The sequence below is a fragment of the Ruegeria sp. CI8 genome (assembly GCF_056536865.1).
This window is the reverse complement of record NZ_JBQFQL010000001.1, coordinates 1,204,529-1,226,570: the sequence shown is the minus strand read 5'-3', so window position 1 is coordinate 1,226,570 and position 22,042 is coordinate 1,204,529. Positions and strand designations below refer to the sequence as shown.

Below are 22,042 nucleotides of genomic sequence, written 5' to 3'. Positions count from 1 at the left end.
GACCCGGCCATGTTGGAAGATCTCAGATCCTTCTTTTCGACGCACAGCATAGACTCGTTGATCGGACCAGAGATGGAAGTGGGCGGTTACGATGTCCGCTTTGTTCTGTCACTCTTGATATTTCTCGGCGCCCTGATTGCCTTCGAAGGGGTCCGTCAGCTTTTGAAGCGCGGAGAAAACCGGGAAGAGGCAATAAACCGGCGCATCCAGATGCTGAACCAGGGAAAGACTGGCGAGGACGTTCTGGAACTGCTCAAACCGCGGGAGAGCAAACCTCTCATGAAGTCGTTTCCGCTGGTCGGCGACTTGCCGGGTGCCCTTGCGGCATCGGGCCTGCACATGGTGCCGGAAATGTTCCTGTTGGGATGTAGTGGTGCTTTTCTGGTTTCGGCGATCGGAGGCTCAATGGTGGCCAACCCACTGACGGTCATACCTGTGAGCGCTGTGTGCTTCCTGTTGGCCCCGTTGGTCTACCTTGGCGCCAACCTCAGACGGCGCAAGGCTGCGCTGATCAAGCAATTGCCGGATGCGTTGGACCTGATGTCGCGTGGGTTGAAGGTCGGACATCCTTTGAACACGACCTTGCAGAGCGTGGCAAACGAAATGCCCGATCCGATCGGAACTGAATTCGGTCTGGTCGTCGACCAAGTCGCTTATGGGGAAGAGTTGACGACCGCTATTCGCAACATGGCAGACCGGGTAGATGAAGAGGATATCCAGTACCTCTCGGTCGCGCTGACGATGCAGCACGGTACTGGCGGCGATCTGGCCGGCATTCTGCGGACATTGGCGCGCGTCATCCGTGCCCGCATGTCTCTGCGGCGCAAGATCAAGGCCATTTCTGCCGAGGGTCGGATGACCGCCTATATCCTGTCGTTCATTCCTGTCGGGATTGCCCTCGTGATGACGGTCATGACGCCGGACTATTACGGAAGCGTGGTGCAATACCCGATTTTCTGGCCCGTCATGAGCGTCATTTCAGCGGCCATCGTTCTGAACGCCATCGTTTTGTTCAAGCTTGTCAATTTCCGGATCTGAGGGAGGGTTGTCGAAATGGAAATCGTGAACTCGCTACTCGACACCGGTCTTTTTTCCCAACTTATGATCCTGGGCGTTGTTGCCGCCGGCGCGATCGTTGCATTCTTTGGGATATCATCGTCGCTCGGCGATCGGTCTACAGCAGCCGAACGGATGCTGCCCAAACGAACAAGGGGCCAGAGCCTTGCACGTCTTGTGCCGGAAAAGGTGGAGGGCGATACACCGACCGGGCTGAGCGCCGCACTTATCCCCAGCGATGCAAGTGTCAGGTTCGAAGTTGGCCAAGTGCTTGCGCGCTCAGGGTTTCGCGGCCGGAATGCAATCGCCAATTTCTATCTGATCCGTTTGGGCTTGGCGACGTTTCTGCCGCTCGTCTTTCTTGTCCTCATGTCTTGGCAGCCTGCGTCCAGTATCGGCGCCACGATCAACGATTATGTGTCTGGACTGAATTCATTTCAGATCTTGCGGAACCTTGGCATCCTCTGCGGCATCGGGTTTTTCATTCCCCAACTTTGGATGAGCGCTCGGATCAAGGAGCGTAAACGTCGGATGGAGAATGCGTTCCCGAACATGCTGGACTTGCTCCAGATTGGGATCGAGGCGGGAATGGGCTTTGACCAGGCGCTTCTCAAAGTTGCAGTGGAAATGCAGACTGTATCGCCCGAAATGTCCGAGGAAATTCTGATTGCCCTGAGCGAGATTCAGGCCGGGCGCGACCGTGAAGTCGCGTTGATGAGAATGGCGCGCCGGACGGGGATCGACGAAATGAGTTCGTTCGTGAGCGTCGTCCTCCAGTCGTCCCGGTTCGGCGTCCCGTTGTCGGCCGCCTTGACTACGTATTCCGAAGAAATGCGCGAACTGAGAGAGCTTCGCGCGCAGGAGAAAGCCAACAAGTTGCCGGTGCAGATGTCCGCGGTCATGGCGAGCCTGATGTTGCCCTCGATCGCGGGGCTGATCCTTGCACCGATCATCATTCGATACGTCGAAACCTTCGTGAAATGACGTTGTTTTTGTGGGTGCGGCGCTCCCGGGTCCACACGAGGTCAACTGTGCGTCCCCGACTTGGGTCGCGTTCTTTCAGGCGCTGTAAAGCAGCATCGTCCAGCCGGCCAGGATCAGGCCCGAAAGGCCTATGGCAATCCCAAGAGGAAACTCGCGTCCGCTGAGCGTTGCTGCAAGCTTTCCTGTCGGTTGTCGGACGAACAGGCGCAGCAGGGTCAAGCTGGTCAGTCCAAACGCCATCGCGGCAGAAAGCAGCAGCATATATGTCGAAAGGGCTTGGGTCGGTATCGCCAGGAAGACCACCGGTAGCATCTTGGCGTCTCCGCCCCCCAGCCAACCGGCGGCGAAAAGGGCAAAACAGATCCCAAAGCAAAGCCCGGCGGCGATCAATCGCAATCCAACTTCATGCAAACCGAGGGCAGGGGACCCTACCAGAAACAGGGCAACCCCTATCAGGCAGTACAGGTTCGGTATCCGGTATTCGGTTAGGTCCGTCCACGCCACCGCCACAAACAGCGGCACCATCAACCACAGAGGTACCCAACTATGCCAAGGCAGATCAATCATCATGCGCGTGCCTGATTGTGTCTGCCGTGCAAGGCTTCGCGTTCTTCGATCGAAACCAGCCGTCTGGCCAACATGTGGAAGTTCTCCATTCCTGTCTTGCCGTAGATATGCTTGAGATGCGTTCTCACAGTCGCGGGACCAATCTCGAGCTCGGATCCAATGGACTGTTGCGACAGTCCCCGGGAAATCAGAACGCAGACCCGCCATTCGGCCCGTGTCAGGCCCGCTGGGTTTTCGAGGCTCATCAGCGGCGCGTCATTCACCGCCCTTTGGATGGTCGTTACGGATTGGCGGGAAATTGCTTCGGTAATCAGACCGGCGCGTCTGTTGCGGTAGATTTCGGAAATTTCGGGTGCGACTGTCTCTATCGCTTCGCGCCAGCCGGGTTCGAGACCTTTGGCGAAATGCAGCTCCAGAAAATCGATTTCGCAGCCTTGGTTGTCGAGACAGACGAACAGGATATCGTGCAGCTTGCGGTGCGAGATCCAGTCCAGAACAACGGCAGAAAACTCGTTTACGGGTTTCCCGTGATCCTTGAGGCTGAAGACGACGCCTTTCTTTGGCTTGCTTGCAAACGGACCAATCACGTCATTCGTGAAGGAAAGAAAAAGCGGCCGACTTATTGTCGTGTCACGGGTATCTGCGCGCGCAGCTACTCGGCTGCCAACTTTATTGAGCCAGACACGGCTGAGGGTACCGCAATCGGCTCCAAACGCGTTGACAACTTCGGTCAACGCAGCGTCCAGAACCACTCCGCCCTGGCTCCATTGAATGAAATTGATCAATGCGCGTGTGTGTTGCGTGTTCGGTAGCCACGCACCTGCACGGCCCATCCCCCTGTCCATGTAGCACCAACTGGTAAACGTCTTACTCACTAAAGCGAGCCGGTTCAGCGGCTTCTGTAGATTTGAATTACTCTGCCCAATACATTCATATTTTACGATTTTTACGCAAAAATCACCAAGAATCTTATTAAGTTTCCGGATTGGGAGAAAAACACACGAAAAAAGCAGACAATTAGGCTCAAAAGGCTGAAAAGAGTTGACGGTCAGAAACAATAACAGTCAGCGGGTGTGATTGGCCAAGGGCGACACGCTCTGGTATTTCAGGAGGGCTTACGGGCCTGAAAGACGTTGATGACTGCCGGGATGCCAAACCCATCTGCCGTTTGAAAACTCGAAAACTCCTGGGCCACGGCGCTCTGGATTTTTCGTTCGTCGGCCTCATCGCCTTCAAAATGCGCTATCACGCGCGCGGCCGGCCCGACCCGGGTGCAAAGCTCAGCGGTGGCCTCCACCGATCCAAGCCCCGGTAGTCGGAGGCTTACGGGGTTGGCGAAGATGTCATCCAAACCCGCCGTTGCCATCATGCCGGTCACATGGTCGATGTCATGAAAGGCCAGTGGTCCCGGTGCGTACCGACCATATTTTGGTGGGTGGCCCAGATGCGATGTGGCGGCCATGTGGGGAATCCTGAACCAGGGATTGTCAGCCAGAGGTCCCCATGCGGCAAAAGTCATTTGTCCGCCGGGGGCCAGAGCCTTGGCGATGTTGGCGAACGCCGCAACCGAATCCTGAAAGAACATGACACCGAACCGCGATATCGCAGCGTCGAACGCGCCCTCGGGGAACCGGGCGACCTGAGCGTCGACGCATTGGAAATCGACGTTTTCAACACCCGCGGAAAAGGCCCTTTCCTGCGCTCGGCTTAGGAACGGCTCAGAAATGTCGCCGCCAAGAACATGGCCCTGCGGTCCGACACGCTGGGCGGCCGCGATGGTGCTGGCGCCGGTCCCGCAGCCGATGTCCAGCACGCGCATTCCGGGTTCCAGTTCGGCCTGATCCAGAACGAGGTCCAGAACCGGGGCCAGCATGTGGTCCAGTTTGTCCTCAAAAGTCAGCCACTTGGTGCCGGATTCGGAGTTGCCCCAGTATTCAGCCTGATCTTCGTTTGCTGTTTGCATGGGGGTCCTCCACAGTTTTTCGGACTATGCCTTTCTGCGGCGACGGCGGCCAGTTTTTTCCGCATCGCCTCCGGTGTTGAAGGACGGAGCGGGCAGGGTGACGATCTTGGCCAGTTCCGGGAACGGGTCGGTCTTGTGCGGGATCGCGTTGGCGGCCACGAAATGCTCCTGAAATTTCGGCTCGATCGCGGTTTCGACCTTGGTGATCTCGCGCACCACACGTTCGATCTCGGCCCGGGCGGCGATGTTGCACAGCGCGATGCGCGCGCCGGTACCGGCGGCGTTGCCCGCGCTTTGGACCTTGTCCAGCGGCGCGTCGGGGATCATGCCCAGAACCATCGCGTGTTTGGTCGAGATATGGGCGCCGAACGCCCCGGCCAGCACTACGCGATCCACACGGTCCACGCCCATCTCGTCCATCAGCAGCCGCGCCCCGGCATAGAGCGCGGATTTCGCAAGCTGGATCGCCCGAATGTCGCCCTGTGTCACGGTGATGCGCGGGCCGCCCTCGGCGCTGGCGTCATGGATCAGATAGGAATGGGTTCGGCCCTCGGGGATGCAGCGGCTGGTGCCGGTCTGCTCGGCCGAGCCGATCAGGCCGCTCTCGTCCAGCAGGCCGGCCATGCGCAGTTCGGCCACCGCCTCGATGATGCCCGACCCGCAGATGCCGGTGATGCCGGTAGTGGCGATATCGGTCTCGAATCCGTCTTCGTCGGACCACTTGTCCGAGCCGATCACGCGGAACCGGGGTTCCTTGGTCACCGGGTCGATCTGAATGCGCTCGATCGCGCCGGGCGCGGCACGCTGGCCCGAGCTGATCTGCGCACCTTCGAAGGCCGGTCCGGTGGGCGAGGAACAGGCCAGCACGCGGGTCGTGTTGCCCAGCAGGATCTCGGCATTGGTTCCGACGTCCACGATCAAAACCAGATCCTGCGACTTGCCCGGCTCTTCGCTCAGCGCCACGGCGGCGCAGTCGGCTCCCACATGGCCCGCGATGCAGGGCAGGATGTAGACCTGCGCACGGGGGTTCATCGTGGTCAGATCCATCTCGCGCGCGGGCAGCGTGACGCTTTCCGACGTGGCCAGCGCAAACGGCGCCTGGCCCAGTTCAACCGGGTCCAGACCCAGCAGAAGATGGTGCATGACCGGGTTGCAGACGAACACAGTTTCCACGATCAGGGCCGGGTCGATCCCGGCCTCGTCGGCGATCGAGGTGACCAGATCGTTGATCGCCTCACGCACGGCCCGGGTCATCTCTTGATCACCGCCGGGGTTCATCATGGCGTACGAGACGCGGCTCATGAGGTCCTCGCCGAACCGGATCTGCGGGTTCATCATGCCCGAGGAGGCCTTGACCTCGCCGGTTTCCAGATCGGTCAGATGCGCGGCGATGGTGGTCGAGCCCAAATCGATGGCCAGCCCGTACAGCCCGTTTTCGTGCAGTCCGGGCCAGATTTCGACGATGCGCGCCACTTTGTCCTTGTGGCCCTTGTGCAGGGCGACCGTGACCTCCCATTTACCCTTGCGCAGGGTCGGCTGCAGTTTGGACAGAAGCGACAGGTCGGCGGTGACGGCGTCGATCTGCCACTGCTCGCGCAGGGCACGCTCCAGCCGTTCCAGATCGCCGGTGGGCGAGTGCATGTCGGGTTCTTCGACCACCACGAAATAGAGGCGCGTGGCCGGGTCCATGGTGATGGCGCGCGCGGCGGCGGCCTTGCGCACCACCTGGCGGTGCACCTGGCTTTCAGGCGGGACGTCGATCACCACGTCGCCCTGAACGGTGGCCTGGCAGCCCAGACGCCGGCCCGGTTTCAGACCGCGTTTGTCGTCATAGCGCTGCTCAACCGCGTTCCATTCGCTCAACGCGTCTTCGCGGACCGTGACGCCGTGTTTGGGAAACTCGCCATAGCTGGGTGTGATCTGGCATTTCGAGCAGATCCCGCGCCCACCGCAGACCGAATCCAGATCGACCCCCAGTTGCCGGGCCGCCGTCAGGATCGGAGTGCCAACGGGGAAATGTCCGCGTTTGCCCGATGGGGTAAAGACGACAAGGGGATCGGTGGTCATGGATGGCCTGCCTTTTTGGTGTTCGCGCGTATGGCGGCAAGATATGGGTTTCGCGGCAAAGGGAAAGGCCAATCCGCGGCAGGTTTTGCGCGGCTTGCGTCGTTTTCCGCGCCATCGCGGCGGTTTGTGGGTGAACAAGTTGGGGCAGGGGCTTTTCCTTTGGTCGAAACCATGCAATAGGGTCACCGCCAAACGGGGTTTTGCATGGGGTTAGCAGATGCAGATTCGTGAGGCACTCACCTTTGATGACGTTCTTTTGGTTCCGGCGGCCTCGTCGGTGCTGCCGGCAACGGCGGACACGTCGACGCGCGTGACGCGCGCGATCACCATGAACATACCGCTGCTCAGCTCGGCCATGGACACGGTGACCGAGGCGCGGATGGCCATCGCAATGGCCCAGGCCGGGGGCATTGGTGTGATCCACAAGAACCTGACCGTCGAGGAGCAATCGCGTGAGGTGCGCCGGGTCAAACGCTTCGAATCCGGCATCGTCTACAACCCAGTCACCCTGCGCGCCGATCAAACGCTGGCCGATGCCAAGGCCTTGGTCGAGCGCTACAACTTCACCGGCTTCCCGGTGGTGGATGACGAAGGCCGCGTCGTGGGTATCGTGACCAACCGCGACATGCGTTTTGCCACGTCGGACGACCAGCCGATCCGCGCGATGATGACCACTGATAATCTGGCGATGCTGCAGGAGCCGGCCGACCTGGAAGAGGCAAAGAGCCTGATGAAGGCTCGCCGGATTGAAAAGCTGCTGGTCGTCGACGGATCGGGCAAACTGACCGGTCTGCTGACCTTGAAGGATACGGAACAAGCGGTGCTGAACCCCACGGCCTGCAAAGACCATCTGGGTCGGCTGCGGGTTGCGGCGGCCACGTCGGTTGGCGATGCCGGCTTTGAACGATCCGAGCAATTGGTCGACTCTGGCGTCGACATCATCGTGGTCGACACGGCGCACGGCCATTCCCAAGGGGTGCTGGACGCGGTGAAGCGGATCAAGGCCCTGTCGAACGAAGTGCAGATCATCGCGGGCAACGTCGCAACGGGCGACGCAACCAAGGCCCTGATCGACGCTGGCGCCGATGCGGTCAAGGTCGGGATCGGGCCGGGCTCGATCTGCACCACGCGCATGGTGGCCGGTGTCGGCGTGCCCCAGTTGACGGCAATCATGGATTGCTCGGCTGCGGCTGGCGACGTGCCGGTCATCGCCGATGGTGGTATCAAGTTCTCGGGCGATTTCGCCAAGGCCATCGCGGCGGGCGCGTCCTGCGCTATGGTTGGCTCGATGATCGCCGGCACCGACGAAAGCCCGGGCGAGGTGATCCTGTATCAGGGCCGCTCTTTCAAATCCTATCGCGGCATGGGCAGCCTGGGCGCGATGGCGCGCGGCTCGGCCGATCGTTATTTCCAGAAAGACGCCGCGAATGACAAGTTGGTGCCCGAGGGGATCGAGGGACAGGTGCCCTACAAGGGCTCGGCCAGCGCCGTCGTTCATCAACTGGTCGGCGGTCTGCGTGCGGCCATGGGCTATACCGGCTGCGCGACTGTTGATGAAATGCGCCGCAATTGTCAGTTCGTGAAGATCACCGGAGCGGGTCTGAAGGAAAGCCACGTGCATGACGTGCAGATCACACGCGAAAGCCCCAACTACCGCGTGATGTGATGGTTTCCGTCGAACTCAGGACCTCGACATGACCCCAGGCGCGCGCGTTCAGGCCGCTATCGAAATCCTAGACGATTTTCTGGGCGGAACTCCCGCCGAGAAAGCGTTGACGGGTTGGGCGCGGCGCAGCCGTTTTGCGGGATCGAAGGACAGGGCGGCGATCCGCGACCATGTCTTTGACGCGCTTCGGCATCTTCGGTCTTTCGCTGCGATCGGCGGTGCAAGTACCGGGCGAGGCCTGATGTTGGGCGCTCTGCGGTCCCGGGGCCAGGACCCGGTCGATCTGTTCAACGGAGTTGGTCACGCCCCAGACCCCGTCACGGCGGACGAGGTCGGACGTCCATTCGAAACGGAAGCCGAACAGTTTGACATACCCGAGTGGCTTTGGCCGGTGTTCGAGCGGTCGCTTGGTGAAAGTGCCAGAGAGGCCGCCGCCGCGCTGCAATCACGCGCTCCGGTTCACCTGCGGGTCAATCTGGCCCGCACGAGTTTGCAAGAGGCGGTGGATGCACTGTCGCGGGAAGGGATTTCCACTGCGCCTCACCCGGCCTGCGAGACAGCGCTTGAAGTTGTCGAAGGTGCCCGGAAGATTTCGCAATCCCAAAGCTATCGTGACGGCTTGGTCGAGTTGCAGGATGCGGCGAGCCAGGCTGTCGTTGCTGCATTGAACCTAAGACCCGGCATGAGGGTTCTGGACTATTGTGCCGGGGGTGGCGGCAAAGCGTTGGCCATGGCCGCCTCTGGCGGTGTCGAAGTCTTCGCCCATGACGCCAACCCCGGGCGTATGCGTGACCTTCCTGACCGAGCGCAACGGGCGGGAGCGCACATTTCCATCCTGTCTACGGATGACCTGGAAGAACACGGCCCGTTTGACGTGGTGCTGACTGACTCCCCCTGTTCCGGGAGCGGCTCGTGGCGGCGCGCACCTGCGGGCAAATGGGCATTGACGCCCGAGCAATTGGCCCAGTTGCCTCAGACACAATTGTCCATTCTGGACGCGGCCGCACCCCTCGTCTGTGATGACGGTGTATTGGCCTACGCCACCTGTTCGATGCTGGATGTCGAAAACAGAGGCGTCATAGACACGTTCCTGTCGGCGCATCCGGAATGGCAATGCACGTTCAGCCGATTGTGGCAGGTTGTACACGGCACCGACGGCTTCTATTCCGCCCACTTGACGCGACGCTGATACGCTGAAAACAACTTAAAGGAGAATGTCCGCTGGATTTCTTAAGCGGATATTAACTCTTTGTACCACGATATGCCGTGGATTGATTTTGAATCGAGTTGTTGATGACCGAAGTCGCTCAATTTACGCTAAGCTTGACCGGGCGACATTTTCCGAGCTGGTCGCGGGCCATTTCTCTGGTCGGTGTCGCGCTTTTGTTGGTCATTCTCGCCCAACTCTTTCCGTTCTCACCTCAGTTGGTTTCGGGCCTGCTGGCGGTCGGAGGGTCTTTTCTGGCCGTTGGCGCGTTTGTTCTGTTGCGCGGATGGTTCTCGTATCGCGTTGACAAACAGGCGCAGACCATTCTCGCGTCGTTTCTGGAAAAAGAGCCCGCTCCGGGTTTCATCACGGATGCCAACGGGCGGGTGCTGATCGTGAACTCCGCAGCGCGGGACAGGTTCAACGCCTCGACAGGCACAAGGCTGGACATGTGTTTGCTGTCCGTTTTCGCCAATCCTGCGGCGATACTGGTTCGGATGCAGTCATTGGCGCAAGTCGAAGGGCGCGCGGCAGAAGACATCGTGACAAAGGGTACGACAATTCCAGTTCTGGCGATCGACCTTGGCGATGATCTGTACCTGTGGCGGATCAAGGCCTCGGGTCGGCAACCCTGGGCGTCTGCTTCGCTTCCAATCGTGACGCTCGGGCGAAATGACGTGGTCCTGAACATGAATGCCGCCGCCGAGGCGATGCTCCGAGGCAGCGAGGTGGGCGCGGCCGAGGCTCTGACGCCGGAGGTCATATCCGGTGAAACGGTTCTGCGCCTGCCTGCTCAAGAAGGTTCGCGGCGGGTACTCGTCTGCGAGGTTCAAAAAACCAGCGCGGGTCGGGATATAGCGCTGGTCGTGCTTGACGACGCGCCTGCAGATCAGTGGACCACGACTTTCGCCGACGTCCCGGTACCCATGATGCACATCGCTCCGGGCGGTGAGATTCTGGATGCCAATCGGTTGGCGCGCAAACTGATCGGTGATGTTGAACTTGGTCAGACCAATATCGACACGATTCTGAGCGGATTGGGGCAACCCTTGCGGGACTGGCTGCTTCAGGTCGCCGCGTGCGATGGGCCACCACGTTCCGAATTCCTGCGGCTGGGTGGAAAGGACCGAGAGGTCTTCGTTCAACTGACCCTGACCCGCATCGTCAAGAACGGTGAGGTGCGCCTTGTTGCCGTTCTGAACGACGCGACTGAACTCAAGACGCTGGAGGCTCAGTTCGTCCAGGGGCAAAAGATGCAGGCGGTCGGGCAGCTGGCGGGCGGTGTGGCGCATGATTTCAACAACCTACTGACCGCCATTTCCGGACATTGCGACCTGCTTCTGTTGCGCCATGATCAAAGTGATCCGAACTACGGCGATCTCGTCCAGATAAACCAGAATGCCAACCGGGCCGCTGCGTTGGTCAGCCAGTTGCTGGCCTTTTCCCGAAAACAGACTCTGCGACCCGAAGAGCTGGATCTGCGCGATACCATTTCCGACCTGATCCACTTGTTGAACCGCCTGGTGGGCGAGAAGGTCAAGTTGATCCTCAGTCATGATCCGGTTCTCAAGCCCGTTCGCGCAGACAAGAGGCAGTTGGAACAGGTCGTCATGAACCTGGTGGTGAACGCGCGCGATGCGATGCCCGACGGCGGAGAAATCCGTATCGAAACCGAGGTGTTTTCTTTGACCGAGCCGCTGTTGCGGGACAGGGCGACGGTTCCGGTGGGTGAATATGTTTCGGTCAAGGTCATCGACAGTGGCGTCGGTATTCCGTCAGACAAGCTGCAGAAGATTTTCGAACCCTTCTACACGACCAAACGGACAGGCGAGGGGACCGGGCTGGGTTTGTCGACGGTCTATGGCATCGTCAAGCAAACCGGCGGCTTCATCTTCGTGGACAGCACCGAAGGGCGTGGGACCGAATTCAACGTCATGCTGCCGGTCTGCTTGGCACGGGACACCGAGGTTGCGATCGAACCGCCGGCACAACCGGAACCGAACGCGCATCAAGGCGAAGGTGTCGTTTTGCTGGTCGAGGATGAGGCGCCGGTACGCGCCTTTGCCACCCGTGCCTTGCGCCTCAAGGGCTATACCGTCTTTGAGGCGGGCTCGGCCGAGGACGCGTTGCGCATTCTTGAGGATCAGAACCTGCACGTCGACGTCTTCGTCACGGACGTGGTCATGCCCGGAATGGATGGTCCAACCTGGGTTGCCAAGGCGCTTGAAAGCCGGCCCGATGTGCGTGTGGTCTTCATGTCGGGCTATACCGAAGGCGCGTTTGGCGATGCTGGGCCGGAGATCAGACATTCGACCTTCCTGCCCAAGCCTTTTTCACTGACACAATTGACCGAGGCGGTGTTTCAGTACCTCAACTAACGCGCCTGCTGATGCAGACGAAACTCGGCGGCATGAGCCTTGCGGAATGTATCCAAGGTCTGGTCAGACAGTATCAGTTCCCGCTTGGGCGATACATTTTCGCGGGTCAGATCGATCCGGGCGTTCAGGCGATCTTGAAGGAAGTTCAGAATCTCGTCCTGGTGTTCGTAGCGAAAGATATGCGAAGCACCGGCGCCGTTGCTGCGGGTCCGGAAGAATTCAGTTTGGCTGCCGACATCGGCAAACGCGGGACGGGGCGACTGCATATAGGCTTGGACAAACTTGTCGAAAGACATGCCGTCGGTCGAATGCGGGTGGCCCGTCAATTCGGTACGCGTCCTGTACCGGTACCAGCTGCCCAGCCAATCAACGGGTTCGCGCACGACGGCCATGATTTCCATTTCCGTGTCGTACATCTTGCGGAAAATGTTCTGGAAGAAACGGTCGTAGCGACGCACCGGCGCATGTTTTAGATCCGGTGGACCCGACACCACGATATCCGCCCGGTCCCGCAACGCGACCTGATAGGCGGTGCTTCCGGTTTTGGGCAGGGACAAAAGCGCAAGGCGTTCCTTGAAGAAGATCAGCATTTCATGTCTTTCCTGCGCCGAAGGCTGTCGTGCCACATGATTGTCCGCCCCGGCAGCCAAGGTCAATTGCTTCCGCACAAAATCGCCAGCCTGCGCAAGCAAAGTTTCATCGAAAAGACAAGGCCTTGGGCATGATTGAGCAGTTTCGAGATCAGAGTAAACGACTTTTTAACCTCTTCATCGAATGGTAAGGAATGAAAGTTTTTGTTGAAATGTTCTCTTTTTGATCTCATAAGGAACAAGAGGCGAACAAAGCAGCGATTGCCGCCCGGTGATGGGTGTGACAAAAGGGAAGGCGACAGGACAATGGCGGATCTTCTGACAATGAACGACAAGAAAAACCCCGACAAGCAAAAGGCGCTGGACAGCGCGTTGGCGCAGATCGAGCGGCAGTTCGGCAAGGGCTCGATCATGAAACTGGGCGATGGTGCCCGGCAGGAGATCGAAGCCAGTTCAACCGGGTCGCTTGGGCTGGATATTGCCCTTGGCATTGGCGGACTTCCGATGGGTCGGATTGTCGAAATCTACGGCCCGGAAAGCTCGGGCAAGACGACCCTGACCCTGCATTGTATCGCCGAGCAGCAGAAACGCGGCGGCGTCTGTGCATTCGTCGATGCGGAACATGCGCTGGACCCGCAATACGCCCGCAAGCTGGGGGTGGATCTGGATGAACTGCTGATCTCGCAGCCCGACACGGGTGAGCAGGCGCTGGAAATCACCGATACGCTGGTGCGTTCCGGGGCGGTCAACATGGTCGTTGTGGACTCGGTGGCGGCGCTGACGCCGAAATCCGAGCTGGAAGGCGACATGGGCGACAGCAATGTGGGTGTGCAGGCCCGGCTGATGAGCCAGGCGATGCGCAAACTGACCGGCTCGATCGCCCGCAGCAACTGCATGGTGATTTTCATCAACCAGATCCGCATGAAGATCGGCGTCATGTTCGGCAGCCCGGAAACTACGACCGGGGGCAACGCCCTGAAATTCTACAGCTCGGTCCGTCTGGACATCCGCCGCATCGGCGCGATCAAGGACCGCGATGAGGTGGTCGGTAACCAGACCCGCGTGAAGGTGGTCAAGAACAAGGTGGCCCCGCCGTTCAAGCAGGTGGAATTCGACATCATGTATGGTGAGGGCATCAGCAAGATGGGCGAACTGCTGGATCTTGGCGTCAAAGCCGGTGTGGTCGAAAAGTCCGGCTCGTGGTTCAGCTATGGGGATGAGCGGATCGGGCAGGGGCGTGAAAACGCCAAGCAATACCTGCGGGACAACAGTCGGGTTGCGCTGGAAATCGAGGATAAGATCCGTGCCGCGCACGGACTTGATTTCGACATGCCGCCTGCGGCGGATGAGGATGATATCCTCGAAGCCTGATCGGAAGATCCGAGAGAACATTGGCAAGGTGAGCCTTCGGGTTCACCTTGTTTCGTTTGCGGTGCAGCAATCCTGTGGACTATCGGCGGGCAGGGGGCTAAACCGTCGCGATAGATCATGAATGCGCGCTGAGAGAGCCCAATGCCCACGCTGAACGATATCCGCTCAACCTTTCTGAACTACTTTGCCAAACAAGGGCACGAAGTGGTCGCGTCGAGCCCGCTTGTGCCGCGCAACGACCCGACGCTGATGTTCGTTAACTCGGGCATGGTGCAGTTCAAGAACCTGTTCACCGGCCTTGAGACCCGCGACTACACACGTGCCACCACGGCGCAGAAATGCGTGCGCGCCGGCGGCAAGCATAACGACCTGGACAATGTCGGTTACACGGCCCGCCACCACACGTTCTTCGAGATGCTGGGCAACTTCTCGTTCGGCGATTATTTCAAATCGGAAGCGATTCCGTTCGCTTGGGAGTTGATCACCAAGGAGTTCGGGATCGACAAGAACCGTCTGCTGACGACCGTCTATCATACCGATGACGAGGCGTTCGAGATCTGGAAGAAAGTCGGCGTTCCCGAAGACCGGATCATCCGCATCGCCACCAGCGACAATTTCTGGCAAATGGGCCCGACCGGTCCCTGCGGCCCCTGTACCGAGATCTTCTATGATCACGGCGACCACATCTGGGGCGGACCTCCGGGATCGGCCGAGGAAGACGGTGACCGGTTCATCGAGATCTGGAACATCGTTTTCATGCAGAACGAGCAGTTCGAAGACGGCTCGATGCGTGAACTGGACATGCAGTCGATCGATACCGGCATGGGTCTGGAACGGATCGGCGCGTTGCTGCAGGGCAGCCATGACAACTATGACACCGACCTTTTCAAGACACTGATCGAGGCCTCGGCCGAAGTCACGCATGTGGACCCCTACGGCGATCAGAATGTGCACCATCGGGTAATTGCCGACCACTTGCGGTCGACCTCTTTCCTGATTGCCGACGGGGTCATGCCCTCGAATGATGGTCGCGGTTATGTCCTGCGCCGGATCATGCGCCGGGCCATGCGCCACGCGCATCTTCTGGGCGCCAAGGATCCGGTCATGCACAAACTTGTTCCGACACTGGTTCAATTGATGGGCGCGCAGTATTCCGAGCTGGGTCGTGCTCAGGCTCTGATCGAAGAGACGTTGTTGTTGGAGGAAACCCGGTTCAAGCAGACTTTGGACCGGGGGCTCAAGCTGCTGGATGACGAAGTGGCGGGCCTGCCGGACGGGGCGCCACTGCCCGGGGATGCCGCCTTCAAGCTGTATGACACCTATGGCTTCCCGCTTGACCTGACCCAGGATGCCCTGCGCGAAAAAGGTCGGACGGTTGATACCGCCGGGTTCGACACCGCCATGGCCGAGCAGAAGGCGAAGGCGCGCGCCGCCTGGGCTGGTTCGGGCGAGGCAGCAGATCAGGCGGTCTGGTTCGACATACTGGACGCAAGCGGTGCGACCGATTTCCTGGGCTACGAAACCGAAATGGCTGAGGGTCAGGTTGTGGCTCTGGTGGTCGACGGTGACCTTGTGGACCGTATCGAGCAGGGCGGATCCGGCTGGGTGGTCGTAAACCAGACACCCTTCTACGGCGAGGCCGGTGGCCAAGTTGGCGATTCCGGCAGCATCCGGCGTCTTGAAGACCGCACCCAGAGCGCGACGGTCGAAGACACCCGGAAGTTTGCCGATGGCAAGGTCTATGCACACAAGATTGTCGTGGACAGCGGTGCGATCGCCAAAGGTGATGCCGTTGAGCTCGAAGTTAATCACGCCCGGCGCTCGGCCATCCGAGCGAACCACTCGGCGACGCACCTCCTGCACGAAGCGCTGCGAGAAACGCTTGGCGATCATGTTGCACAGCGCGGATCGTTGAATGCTGCCGACCGTCTGCGGTTTGATTTCAGCCACGCCAAAGCGCTGACACCGGCCGAGCTGCAGACCGTTGAACGCGAGGTGAATGAGTTCATTCGTCAGAACTCGACGGTCGAAACCCGTATCATGACCCCGGACGATGCCCGCGCTTTGGGGGCACAGGCGTTGTTCGGTGAGAAATACGGCGACGAAGTCCGGGTTGTCTCGATGGGCAAGGCCCAGACCGGCAAGGGCCATGACGGTCAAACCTGGTCGATCGAACTGTGTGGTGGCACGCATGTGCGCCAGACTGGTGACATCGGGACCTTTGTCATCCTAGGTGACAGCGCAAGCAGCGCTGGTGTGCGGCGGATCGAAGCTCTGACCGGGGAGGATGCATTGCGGTACTTGACCGAGCAGGATCGGCGGCTTGGCCAGATTGCTGCCGAGTTGAAGGCGCAGCCGGATGATGTCGTCGATCGCATCAAAGCTCTGCTGGACGAGCGCAAGTCGTTGCAGAACGAAGTGGCGCAGTTGCGCCGCGATCTGGCGATGGCCGGTGGAGCCGGTCAAGGCGGCGGCGTTGAGGCCAAAGAGATCAACGGCATAAAGTTCCTGGCACAGGCTCTGAATGGGGTGTCAGGCAAGGATCTGCCGGCCCTCATTGATGAGCACAAGGCGCGGCTAGGATCGGGCGCCGTCCTTCTGATCGCGGACACGGGCGGCAAGGCTGCAGTTGCTGCCGGTGTCACAAGCGACCTGACGCAGTCGATATCGGCCGTCGATCTGGTCAAGGCCGCCGTGCGGGAACTGGGCGGCAAGGGCGGCGGCGGGCGTCCCGACATGGCGCAGGGCGGTGGTCGCGATGCCGCCAACGCCGCGGCGGCCATCAAGGCCGCGGAAGAGGTTTTGGGAGGATAAGATGCCAGCACTCTGGATTGCACATGTCAAGGTTACTGATGCCGAAGCTTATGGCAAATACGCCGAGCTTGCCGGCCCGGCCATTTCCAAACATGGGGGCACGTTCATTGCCCGTGCAGGACGCTATGTCCAACTGGAAGGCAAAGAGCGGCCCCGCAATGTCGTGGCGAAGTTCCCGTCGGTTGAAGCCGCCGTCGCCTGTTACAACTCGGCTGAATACCAAGAAGCCCTGAGCCACGCCCGGGGCGCAAGCGAGCGCGAATTGCTGGTCGTCGAAACGACCGAGTGAGAATCAACCGGAGCCGGTCTTGGATTGGCTCCGGAGCCCGCTTTGGGTGACGCGACGTCAGCCAAAGTTGCGACGCCGATCCTGTAATTGGGCCGATAGTGTTCCGGTGATCACGTCTCGCAACAAAATTTCCCTCAAACTTTCAATGGGTTGAGCTTTTTTGTGGCGGCGAAATTATGACGCTCTACCTCTAATTGTGTCAGGCTTCGCCATTTTCTTGCGCAGAAAAGGTCATATTGAGTTACGAATTTCCGCCGTTTTTTGCCGACAACCTGACCGAGGATTGCCAGAGCCAGTCTGTTAACGGATAGTTTCCAAAAGCAGAATATGGTCCTCAGAAGCGGCAGTCAGTCGAACGTATGGGATCGAGGGACAGGCATGAATCGGGTTTTGGACAAGCTCAACACAGTGGCAAGTCGCGCGGCCAGCAAGGCCACATTGGCTCTGGGTGTGTTGGGAGTGATCGGCGGTGCCGTTCTTGCGACAGGACAAGCCAGCGCTTCAGAGACAGCTTTCATTTCGGGGTTTTCGGCTTCGCCACCGCCGTCGGGCGCACGGACCTTGTGCCGCCAGTATGCTTGGGCTTGTGCGAACAAGAAGTCGGTTTCGCTGCCCAGCCATCAAGAACTGCGACTGGTCAAGCAAATCAATGCCCAGGTCAATGCGACAACGCGTGAGGTCACGGACCAAGTGCAGTACAAGACGCGGGAGCGTTGGGCCCTGCCAACATCGCGCGGCGGTGATTGCGAGGATTTTGCGCTGCTGAAAAAGCGAGACCTGATCAAGGCTGGAATTGATCCCAACAAGCTTTTGCTGGCGACCGTTTTGGATACCCGCCGCGGCCCCCACGCGGTTCTGGTCTACCGCTCCAATCAAGGTGATCTCGTACTGGACAACCTGACCAATCGGATCAAACCCTGGTCGGCCACACGCTATTTGTTCCTGCGGATGCAGGATCCGAAACAGCCCCAGCGTTGGGTTGGGATTTACGGGCGAAGCTAAGAAGCCACAGCGATTTGAGTTTCTTAAAGGCTCCAACAAAAAAGGGCGATGAATTCATCGCCCTTTTTCATTTGTATGCCAGATTGCCACTGAAACGTGGCTTCACGACCAAAGGCGGTTAGTCTTCGTCGTTGTTGGCGTTGTTGCCCTGACCAGGGCTTGCGCCTTCCGGTCCATTTCCACCGCCATTATTACCGTTGACGCCGCCGCCGTTACCGTTGCCGCCGCCGTTACCGTTGCCGCCGCCGTTACCGTTGCCGCCGCCGTTACCGTTGCCGCCGCCGTTACCGTTGCCGCCGCTTGAGCTGCCACCGTCGCCGCCGCCCGAGCCGCCATCACCCGAGCCGCCGCCGTCACCGCCGTCGCCACCGCCCGAGCCGCCATCACCCGAGCCGCCGCCGTCACCGCCGTCGCCACCGCCCGAGCCGCCATCGCCGGACCCACCGCTGGAGCTACCGCCGCTTGAGCTGCCGCCATCACCGGACCCACCGCTAGAGCTACCGCCGCTTGAGCTGCCGCCATCACCGGACCCACCGCTGGAGCTACCGCCGCTTGAGCTGCCGCCATCACCGGACCCACCGCTGGAGCTGCCACCGCTTGAGCTGCCACCGTCACCGGAACCGCCACTGGAGCTACCGCCGCTTGAGCTGCCACCGCCATCACCGGACCCACCGCTGGAGCTGCCACCGCTGGAGCTACCGCCACTGGAACTGCCGCCACTGGAACTGCCACCACTGGAGCTGCCTCCACTGGAACTGCCGCCGCTGGAGCTGCCGCCACCAGAGCTACCGCCCGGAGTGGGTGCGTTGCCCCCGCTTGAGCCGCCACCGCTTGAGCTACCACCGCTTGAGCTACCACCGCTTGAGCTACCACCGCTTGAGCTACCACCGCTTGAGCTACCGCCGCTTGAGCTACCGCCGCCTGAGCTCCCGCTCTGTTCCGAAGGGCCGTCGCCGGATCTTTGATCAACCGTCCCGATCGACGCGGTAGGGAAATCCGTCAGTACGGCTGCAAAAGCCGGGCAGGTCTGCAAAGTGCGGGCAAGAATGTCTTCAAAATCGGCACGACGCTGGATGTAACGCAGCATCCGTGCATCCACGACCGTACAGGCACACAGGGTTTCTGTGGAAACCGACTGCCGGGCTGTCTGGATCGTACATTTGTCCGCGGCGACAACAGGCCCACCGGACATCAGCGGCAATGAAGCTGAAGCAAATACTATTGTCAGTAGACGGGATTTGATGCGCATATCGCGCCTCCTTAAACTCGTTAAACTCATCACCGAACAACCTGGCGATGACATACTTTGAACACAAATACACCCCTATCACGTCGCATTTTCAAGGGCAACACCGCGATAGCGATGCGGAATTAACTCATCTTATGGACGAAATTGCAGGCAAAACAAAAGGGAAGCCATGATCCATTCATGGCTTCCCTGAGAAAACACCGTTTCAGATGGACGCAAAAATGTCACATTCGCGCCATTGTTTCCGACCCGTCCAAAATCGAACGGACCGGGGGTCAGGCTGACTTGGCCATACGCTTGCGTTCGTGCGGATCAAGGAACCGCTTTCGCAGTCGGATCGCGTTCGGGGTTACTTCGACCAGCTCATCGTCGTCGATGTAAGCAATGGCCTCCTCCAGCGAGAACTGGACATGCGGTGTCAGGCGAACGGCATCGTCCGAACCGCTGGCCCGCACGTTGGTCAGTTTCTTGCCTTTCAGCGGGTTCACCTCAAGGTCATTGTCCCGCGAATGTTCGCCGATAATCATGCCCTGATACACATCGGTCTGGGGGCCGACGAACATCCGCCCACGCTCTTCCAGGTTCCACAGCGCGTATGCGACGGCCTGTCCGTTCTCCATCGAGATCAGAACGCCGGCGCGCCGTCCGGGGATCGGGCCCTTGTGCGGTGCCCAGCCGTGGAACACGCGGTTCAGAACGCCTGTGCCGCGGGTGTCGGTCAGGAATTCACCGTGATAGCCGATCAGGCCACGCGACGGGACATGCGCAATGATGCGGGTTTTGCCAACTCCGGCGGGGCGCATCTCAACCAGCTCGCCCTTGCGCGCGCCTGTCACCTTTTCGATGACTGCGCCCGAGAATTCGTCATCCACGTCGATGGTGACTTCCTCGATGGGCTCCAGGCGTTGGCCGTCTTCCTCGCGGAACAGAACCTGCGGGCGCGAGATGCTGAGCTCGAACCCTTCGCGACGCATGTTCTCGATCAGAACGCCCATCTGCAGTTCACCGCGGCCCGCGACCTCGAAGGCTTCGCCGCCGGGGGTGTCGGTGATCTGGATCGCCACGTTCGATTCGGCCTCTTTCATCAGGCGGTCGCGGATGACGCGCGACTGGACCTTCTTGCCGTCACGCCCCGCCAGCGGCGAGTCGTTGATGCCGAAGGTGACGGTGATGGTCGGCGGGTCGATCGGCTGGGCGGGCAGGGCCTCGTCCACCTGGGGCGCCACCAGCGAATCCGCAACGGTGGCCTTGCTCATGCCTGCGATGGTTACGATGTCGCCCGCTTCGGCGACGTCGATCGGTTGCTGGCTGAGGCCGCGGAAGGCCAGGATCTTGGTAGCCCGGAAATTCTCGATCAGCTTGCCGTCACGGCTGAGCGCTTTGAGGCTGTCACCCGCTTTGAGCGTACCGCTTTCCACACGGCCGGTCAGAATGCGACCGATGAACGGGTCGCTGCCCAGAGTGGTCGCCAACATGCGGAAGGGTTCATCCTTGCGCTCAGCTTGTTTGGGGGCGGGAACGTGGTCGACTACTAGATCGAACAGGGCGGACAGGTCCTTGCGTGGGCCGTCCAGTTCCATATCGGCCCAGCCGGACCGCCCCGAGGCGTACATGGCAGGGAAATCCAGCTGGTCGTCGTCGGCGCCGAGGTTGGCGAACAGGTCAAAGCATTCGTCCAGCGCGCGGTCGGGCTCGGCATCGGGCTTGTCGACCTTGTTCAGCACCACGATTGGACGCAGACCCAGTGCCAGCGCCTTCGATGTCACGAATTTCGTCTGGGGCATCGGGCCTTCGGCGGCATCGACCAGAAGCACAACACCGTCGACCATGCTGAGGATACGCTCGACCTCGCCGCCGAAATCGGCGTGGCCGGGGGTGTCAACGATGTTGATGCGCGTGCCTTTCCACTCGACACTGGTGGCCTTGGCCAGAATGGTGATGCCGCGTTCACGTTCGAGATCGTTGCTGTCCATGGCGCGCTCGGCCACGGCCTGGTTCTCCCGGAATGCACCGGATTGTTTCAGAAGCTCGTCAACCAGGGTCGTTTTACCGTGGTCCACGTGAGCGATGATTGCGATGTTGCGCAGGTCCATGAGGTCAGCCTTTGAACGGGAAGTTGCCGCGCGCATAACGCGGCGCGGCACAAGTTACCAGCCCTAACGCGCGATCAGTGGCCCGCAGTCTGCGAAAAGAGGTGGATGACCAGAATGCCGCCCAGAATCATCGCAAGGCCCAGAACCGCCGGCCAGTCCAGCCGTTGGCCGAAAACCACAAAGCCGATCAGCGCAATCAGAGCGATGCCAAGCCCGGACCAGATCGCATAAACGATGCCGACGGGCATTACCTTCAGCGTCAGCGCCATCAGGTAAAAGGCAAAGCCATAGCCCACCACCACCAGCACCGAGGGCCAGAACCGGGTGAATTGCTGGCTGGCCTGCAACGCAGTCGTTCCGATTGTCTCGGCAATAACGGCGAGAAGGAGGATCAGGTAAGCTTGGGGCATGGTTCTTGAACCCTTGATGCATCTGCTGGGACGTTGAGCACAGAATTCAGAAACGGCGCAAGGAAATTCAGGCAGCCGCCCCTTTCGTTGGTTCACCTAGGGTCAGGTAAACCCGACTATGGCAAGGCCGGAAAGTGTGTAAACTACTGCACGTTTTCGATTACTTTTTTAACGAGTGTGTTTCATGACGACATTTGCAAAAACGGTCGTGTTTGCTTCGGCAATTATCGTGGCGATTGGGTGGCTTGCTGACGGGGGGTCCGTCGATACTGACGCAGCCAAATTGGTTGATAGGTCAAGCGCAACAACAGTTTGAACGCCACGAATGAAACGAAA

Annotated in this window: 17 protein-coding genes; 9 read left to right on the top strand and 8 right to left on the bottom strand. The window is 59.9% G+C overall.

Annotation, left to right across the window (positions count from 1 at the left end; all coding sequences use genetic code 11):
* Nucleotides 1–9 precede the first annotated feature (9 nt).
* Nucleotides 10–1,038, top strand: a complete 1,029-nt coding sequence (locus ACR0DA_RS06030; RefSeq protein ID WP_480753279.1) for a type II secretion system F family protein — start codon at nucleotides 10–12, stop codon at nucleotides 1,036–1,038.
* Between the two features lie 15 nt (nucleotides 1,039–1,053).
* Nucleotides 1,054–2,040, top strand: a complete 987-nt coding sequence (locus ACR0DA_RS06025; protein ID WP_170359189.1) for a type II secretion system F family protein — start codon at nucleotides 1,054–1,056, stop codon at nucleotides 2,038–2,040.
* A 75-nt stretch (nucleotides 2,041–2,115) separates the two neighbouring features.
* Here the strand turns inward: ACR0DA_RS06025 and ACR0DA_RS06020 are convergent, their stop codons facing one another.
* Genes ACR0DA_RS06020 through ACR0DA_RS06005 form a run of 4 tightly spaced genes read right to left on the bottom strand, consistent with a single transcriptional unit; the run spans nucleotide 2,116 to nucleotide 6,637 of the window.
* Nucleotides 2,116–2,610, bottom strand: a complete 495-nt coding sequence (locus ACR0DA_RS06020; protein WP_480753278.1) for an A24 family peptidase — start codon at nucleotides 2,608–2,610, stop codon at nucleotides 2,116–2,118.
* On the bottom strand, nucleotides 2,607–3,665 hold the full coding sequence (locus ACR0DA_RS06015; RefSeq protein WP_480753276.1) for a helix-turn-helix transcriptional regulator: 1,059 nt from the start codon (nucleotides 3,663–3,665) through the stop codon (nucleotides 2,607–2,609). The genes ACR0DA_RS06020 and ACR0DA_RS06015 overlap by 4 nt, the downstream gene beginning before the upstream one ends.
* Nucleotides 3,666–3,712: 47 nt before the next feature.
* Nucleotides 3,713–4,570, bottom strand: a complete 858-nt coding sequence (locus ACR0DA_RS06010) for a class I SAM-dependent methyltransferase (protein WP_480753274.1) — start codon at nucleotides 4,568–4,570, stop codon at nucleotides 3,713–3,715.
* A gap of 24 nt (nucleotides 4,571–4,594) precedes the next feature.
* The gene (locus ACR0DA_RS06005; RefSeq protein WP_480753273.1) at nucleotides 4,595–6,637 is read right to left on the bottom strand and encodes an ASKHA domain-containing protein; all 2,043 of its coding nucleotides are present in this window, start codon (nucleotides 6,635–6,637) and stop codon (nucleotides 4,595–4,597) included.
* A gap of 217 nt (nucleotides 6,638–6,854) precedes the next feature.
* On the opposite strand from ACR0DA_RS06005, the gene guaB reads away from it, so the two are divergent.
* The 3 genes from guaB to ACR0DA_RS05990 all read left to right on the top strand — a co-directional run bounded on the left by guaB (nucleotide 6,855) and on the right by ACR0DA_RS05990 (nucleotide 11,888).
* On the top strand, nucleotides 6,855–8,303 hold the full coding sequence (guaB, locus tag ACR0DA_RS06000) for an IMP dehydrogenase (RefSeq protein WP_170403026.1): 1,449 nt from the start codon (nucleotides 6,855–6,857) through the stop codon (nucleotides 8,301–8,303).
* Between the two features lie 28 nt (nucleotides 8,304–8,331).
* Nucleotides 8,332–9,492, top strand: coding sequence for an RsmB/NOP family class I SAM-dependent RNA methyltransferase (locus ACR0DA_RS05995; RefSeq protein ID WP_480753272.1), 1,161 nt, complete (start codon nucleotides 8,332–8,334; stop codon nucleotides 9,490–9,492).
* Nucleotides 9,493–9,596: 104 nt separating this feature from the next.
* Nucleotides 9,597–11,888: an ATP-binding protein gene (locus ACR0DA_RS05990; RefSeq protein ID WP_480753270.1), complete on the top strand. Its 2,292-nt coding sequence runs from the start codon at nucleotides 9,597–9,599 to the stop codon at nucleotides 11,886–11,888.
* On the opposite strand, the gene ACR0DA_RS05985 is transcribed toward ACR0DA_RS05990, so the two are convergent.
* On the bottom strand, nucleotides 11,885–12,478 hold the full coding sequence (locus ACR0DA_RS05985; protein WP_170580467.1) for a sulfotransferase family 2 domain-containing protein: 594 nt from the start codon (nucleotides 12,476–12,478) through the stop codon (nucleotides 11,885–11,887). The two genes, ACR0DA_RS05990 and ACR0DA_RS05985, sit on opposite strands and share 4 nt — an antisense overlap.
* Before the next feature lie 306 nt (nucleotides 12,479–12,784).
* On the opposite strand from ACR0DA_RS05985, the gene recA reads away from it, so the two are divergent.
* From recA to ACR0DA_RS05965, 4 genes are all read left to right on the top strand, one after another.
* On the top strand, nucleotides 12,785–13,849 hold the full coding sequence (recA, locus tag ACR0DA_RS05980; RefSeq protein ID WP_170339099.1) for a recombinase RecA: 1,065 nt from the start codon (nucleotides 12,785–12,787) through the stop codon (nucleotides 13,847–13,849).
* A 141-nt stretch (nucleotides 13,850–13,990) separates the two neighbouring features.
* Nucleotides 13,991–16,663 carry an alanine--tRNA ligase gene (gene alaS / locus ACR0DA_RS05975; RefSeq protein ID WP_480753268.1) on the top strand — a complete coding sequence of 891 codons (2,673 nt, stop codon included), beginning with the start codon at nucleotides 13,991–13,993 and terminating at the stop codon, nucleotides 16,661–16,663.
* Between the two features lies 1 nt (nucleotide 16,664).
* On the top strand, nucleotides 16,665–16,952 hold the full coding sequence (locus ACR0DA_RS05970) for a DUF1330 domain-containing protein (protein ID WP_170363439.1): 288 nt from the start codon (nucleotides 16,665–16,667) through the stop codon (nucleotides 16,950–16,952).
* 378 nt (nucleotides 16,953–17,330) lie between these two features.
* Nucleotides 17,331–17,954, top strand: a complete 624-nt coding sequence (locus tag ACR0DA_RS05965; RefSeq protein WP_170370485.1) for a transglutaminase-like cysteine peptidase — start codon at nucleotides 17,331–17,333, stop codon at nucleotides 17,952–17,954.
* Nucleotides 17,955–18,056: 102 nt separating this feature from the next.
* Here ACR0DA_RS05965 and ACR0DA_RS05960 read toward each other — a convergent pair whose 3' ends face one another.
* The 3 genes from ACR0DA_RS05960 to ACR0DA_RS05950 form a co-directional block, all read right to left on the bottom strand.
* Complete coding sequence (locus ACR0DA_RS05960; protein ID WP_480753267.1) at nucleotides 18,057–18,659, bottom strand: hypothetical protein; 603 nt, start codon at nucleotides 18,657–18,659, stop codon at nucleotides 18,057–18,059.
* An 819-nt stretch (nucleotides 18,660–19,478) separates the two neighbouring features.
* Nucleotides 19,479–21,296, bottom strand: coding sequence for a translational GTPase TypA (typA, locus tag ACR0DA_RS05955; RefSeq protein WP_170338557.1), 1,818 nt, complete (start codon nucleotides 21,294–21,296; stop codon nucleotides 19,479–19,481).
* 74 nt (nucleotides 21,297–21,370) lie between these two features.
* Entirely contained in the window at nucleotides 21,371–21,706 is a 336-nt protein-coding gene (locus tag ACR0DA_RS05950; RefSeq protein ID WP_093962101.1) for a DMT family transporter, read from the bottom strand.
* Between the last annotated feature and the right edge of the window lie 336 nt (nucleotides 21,707–22,042).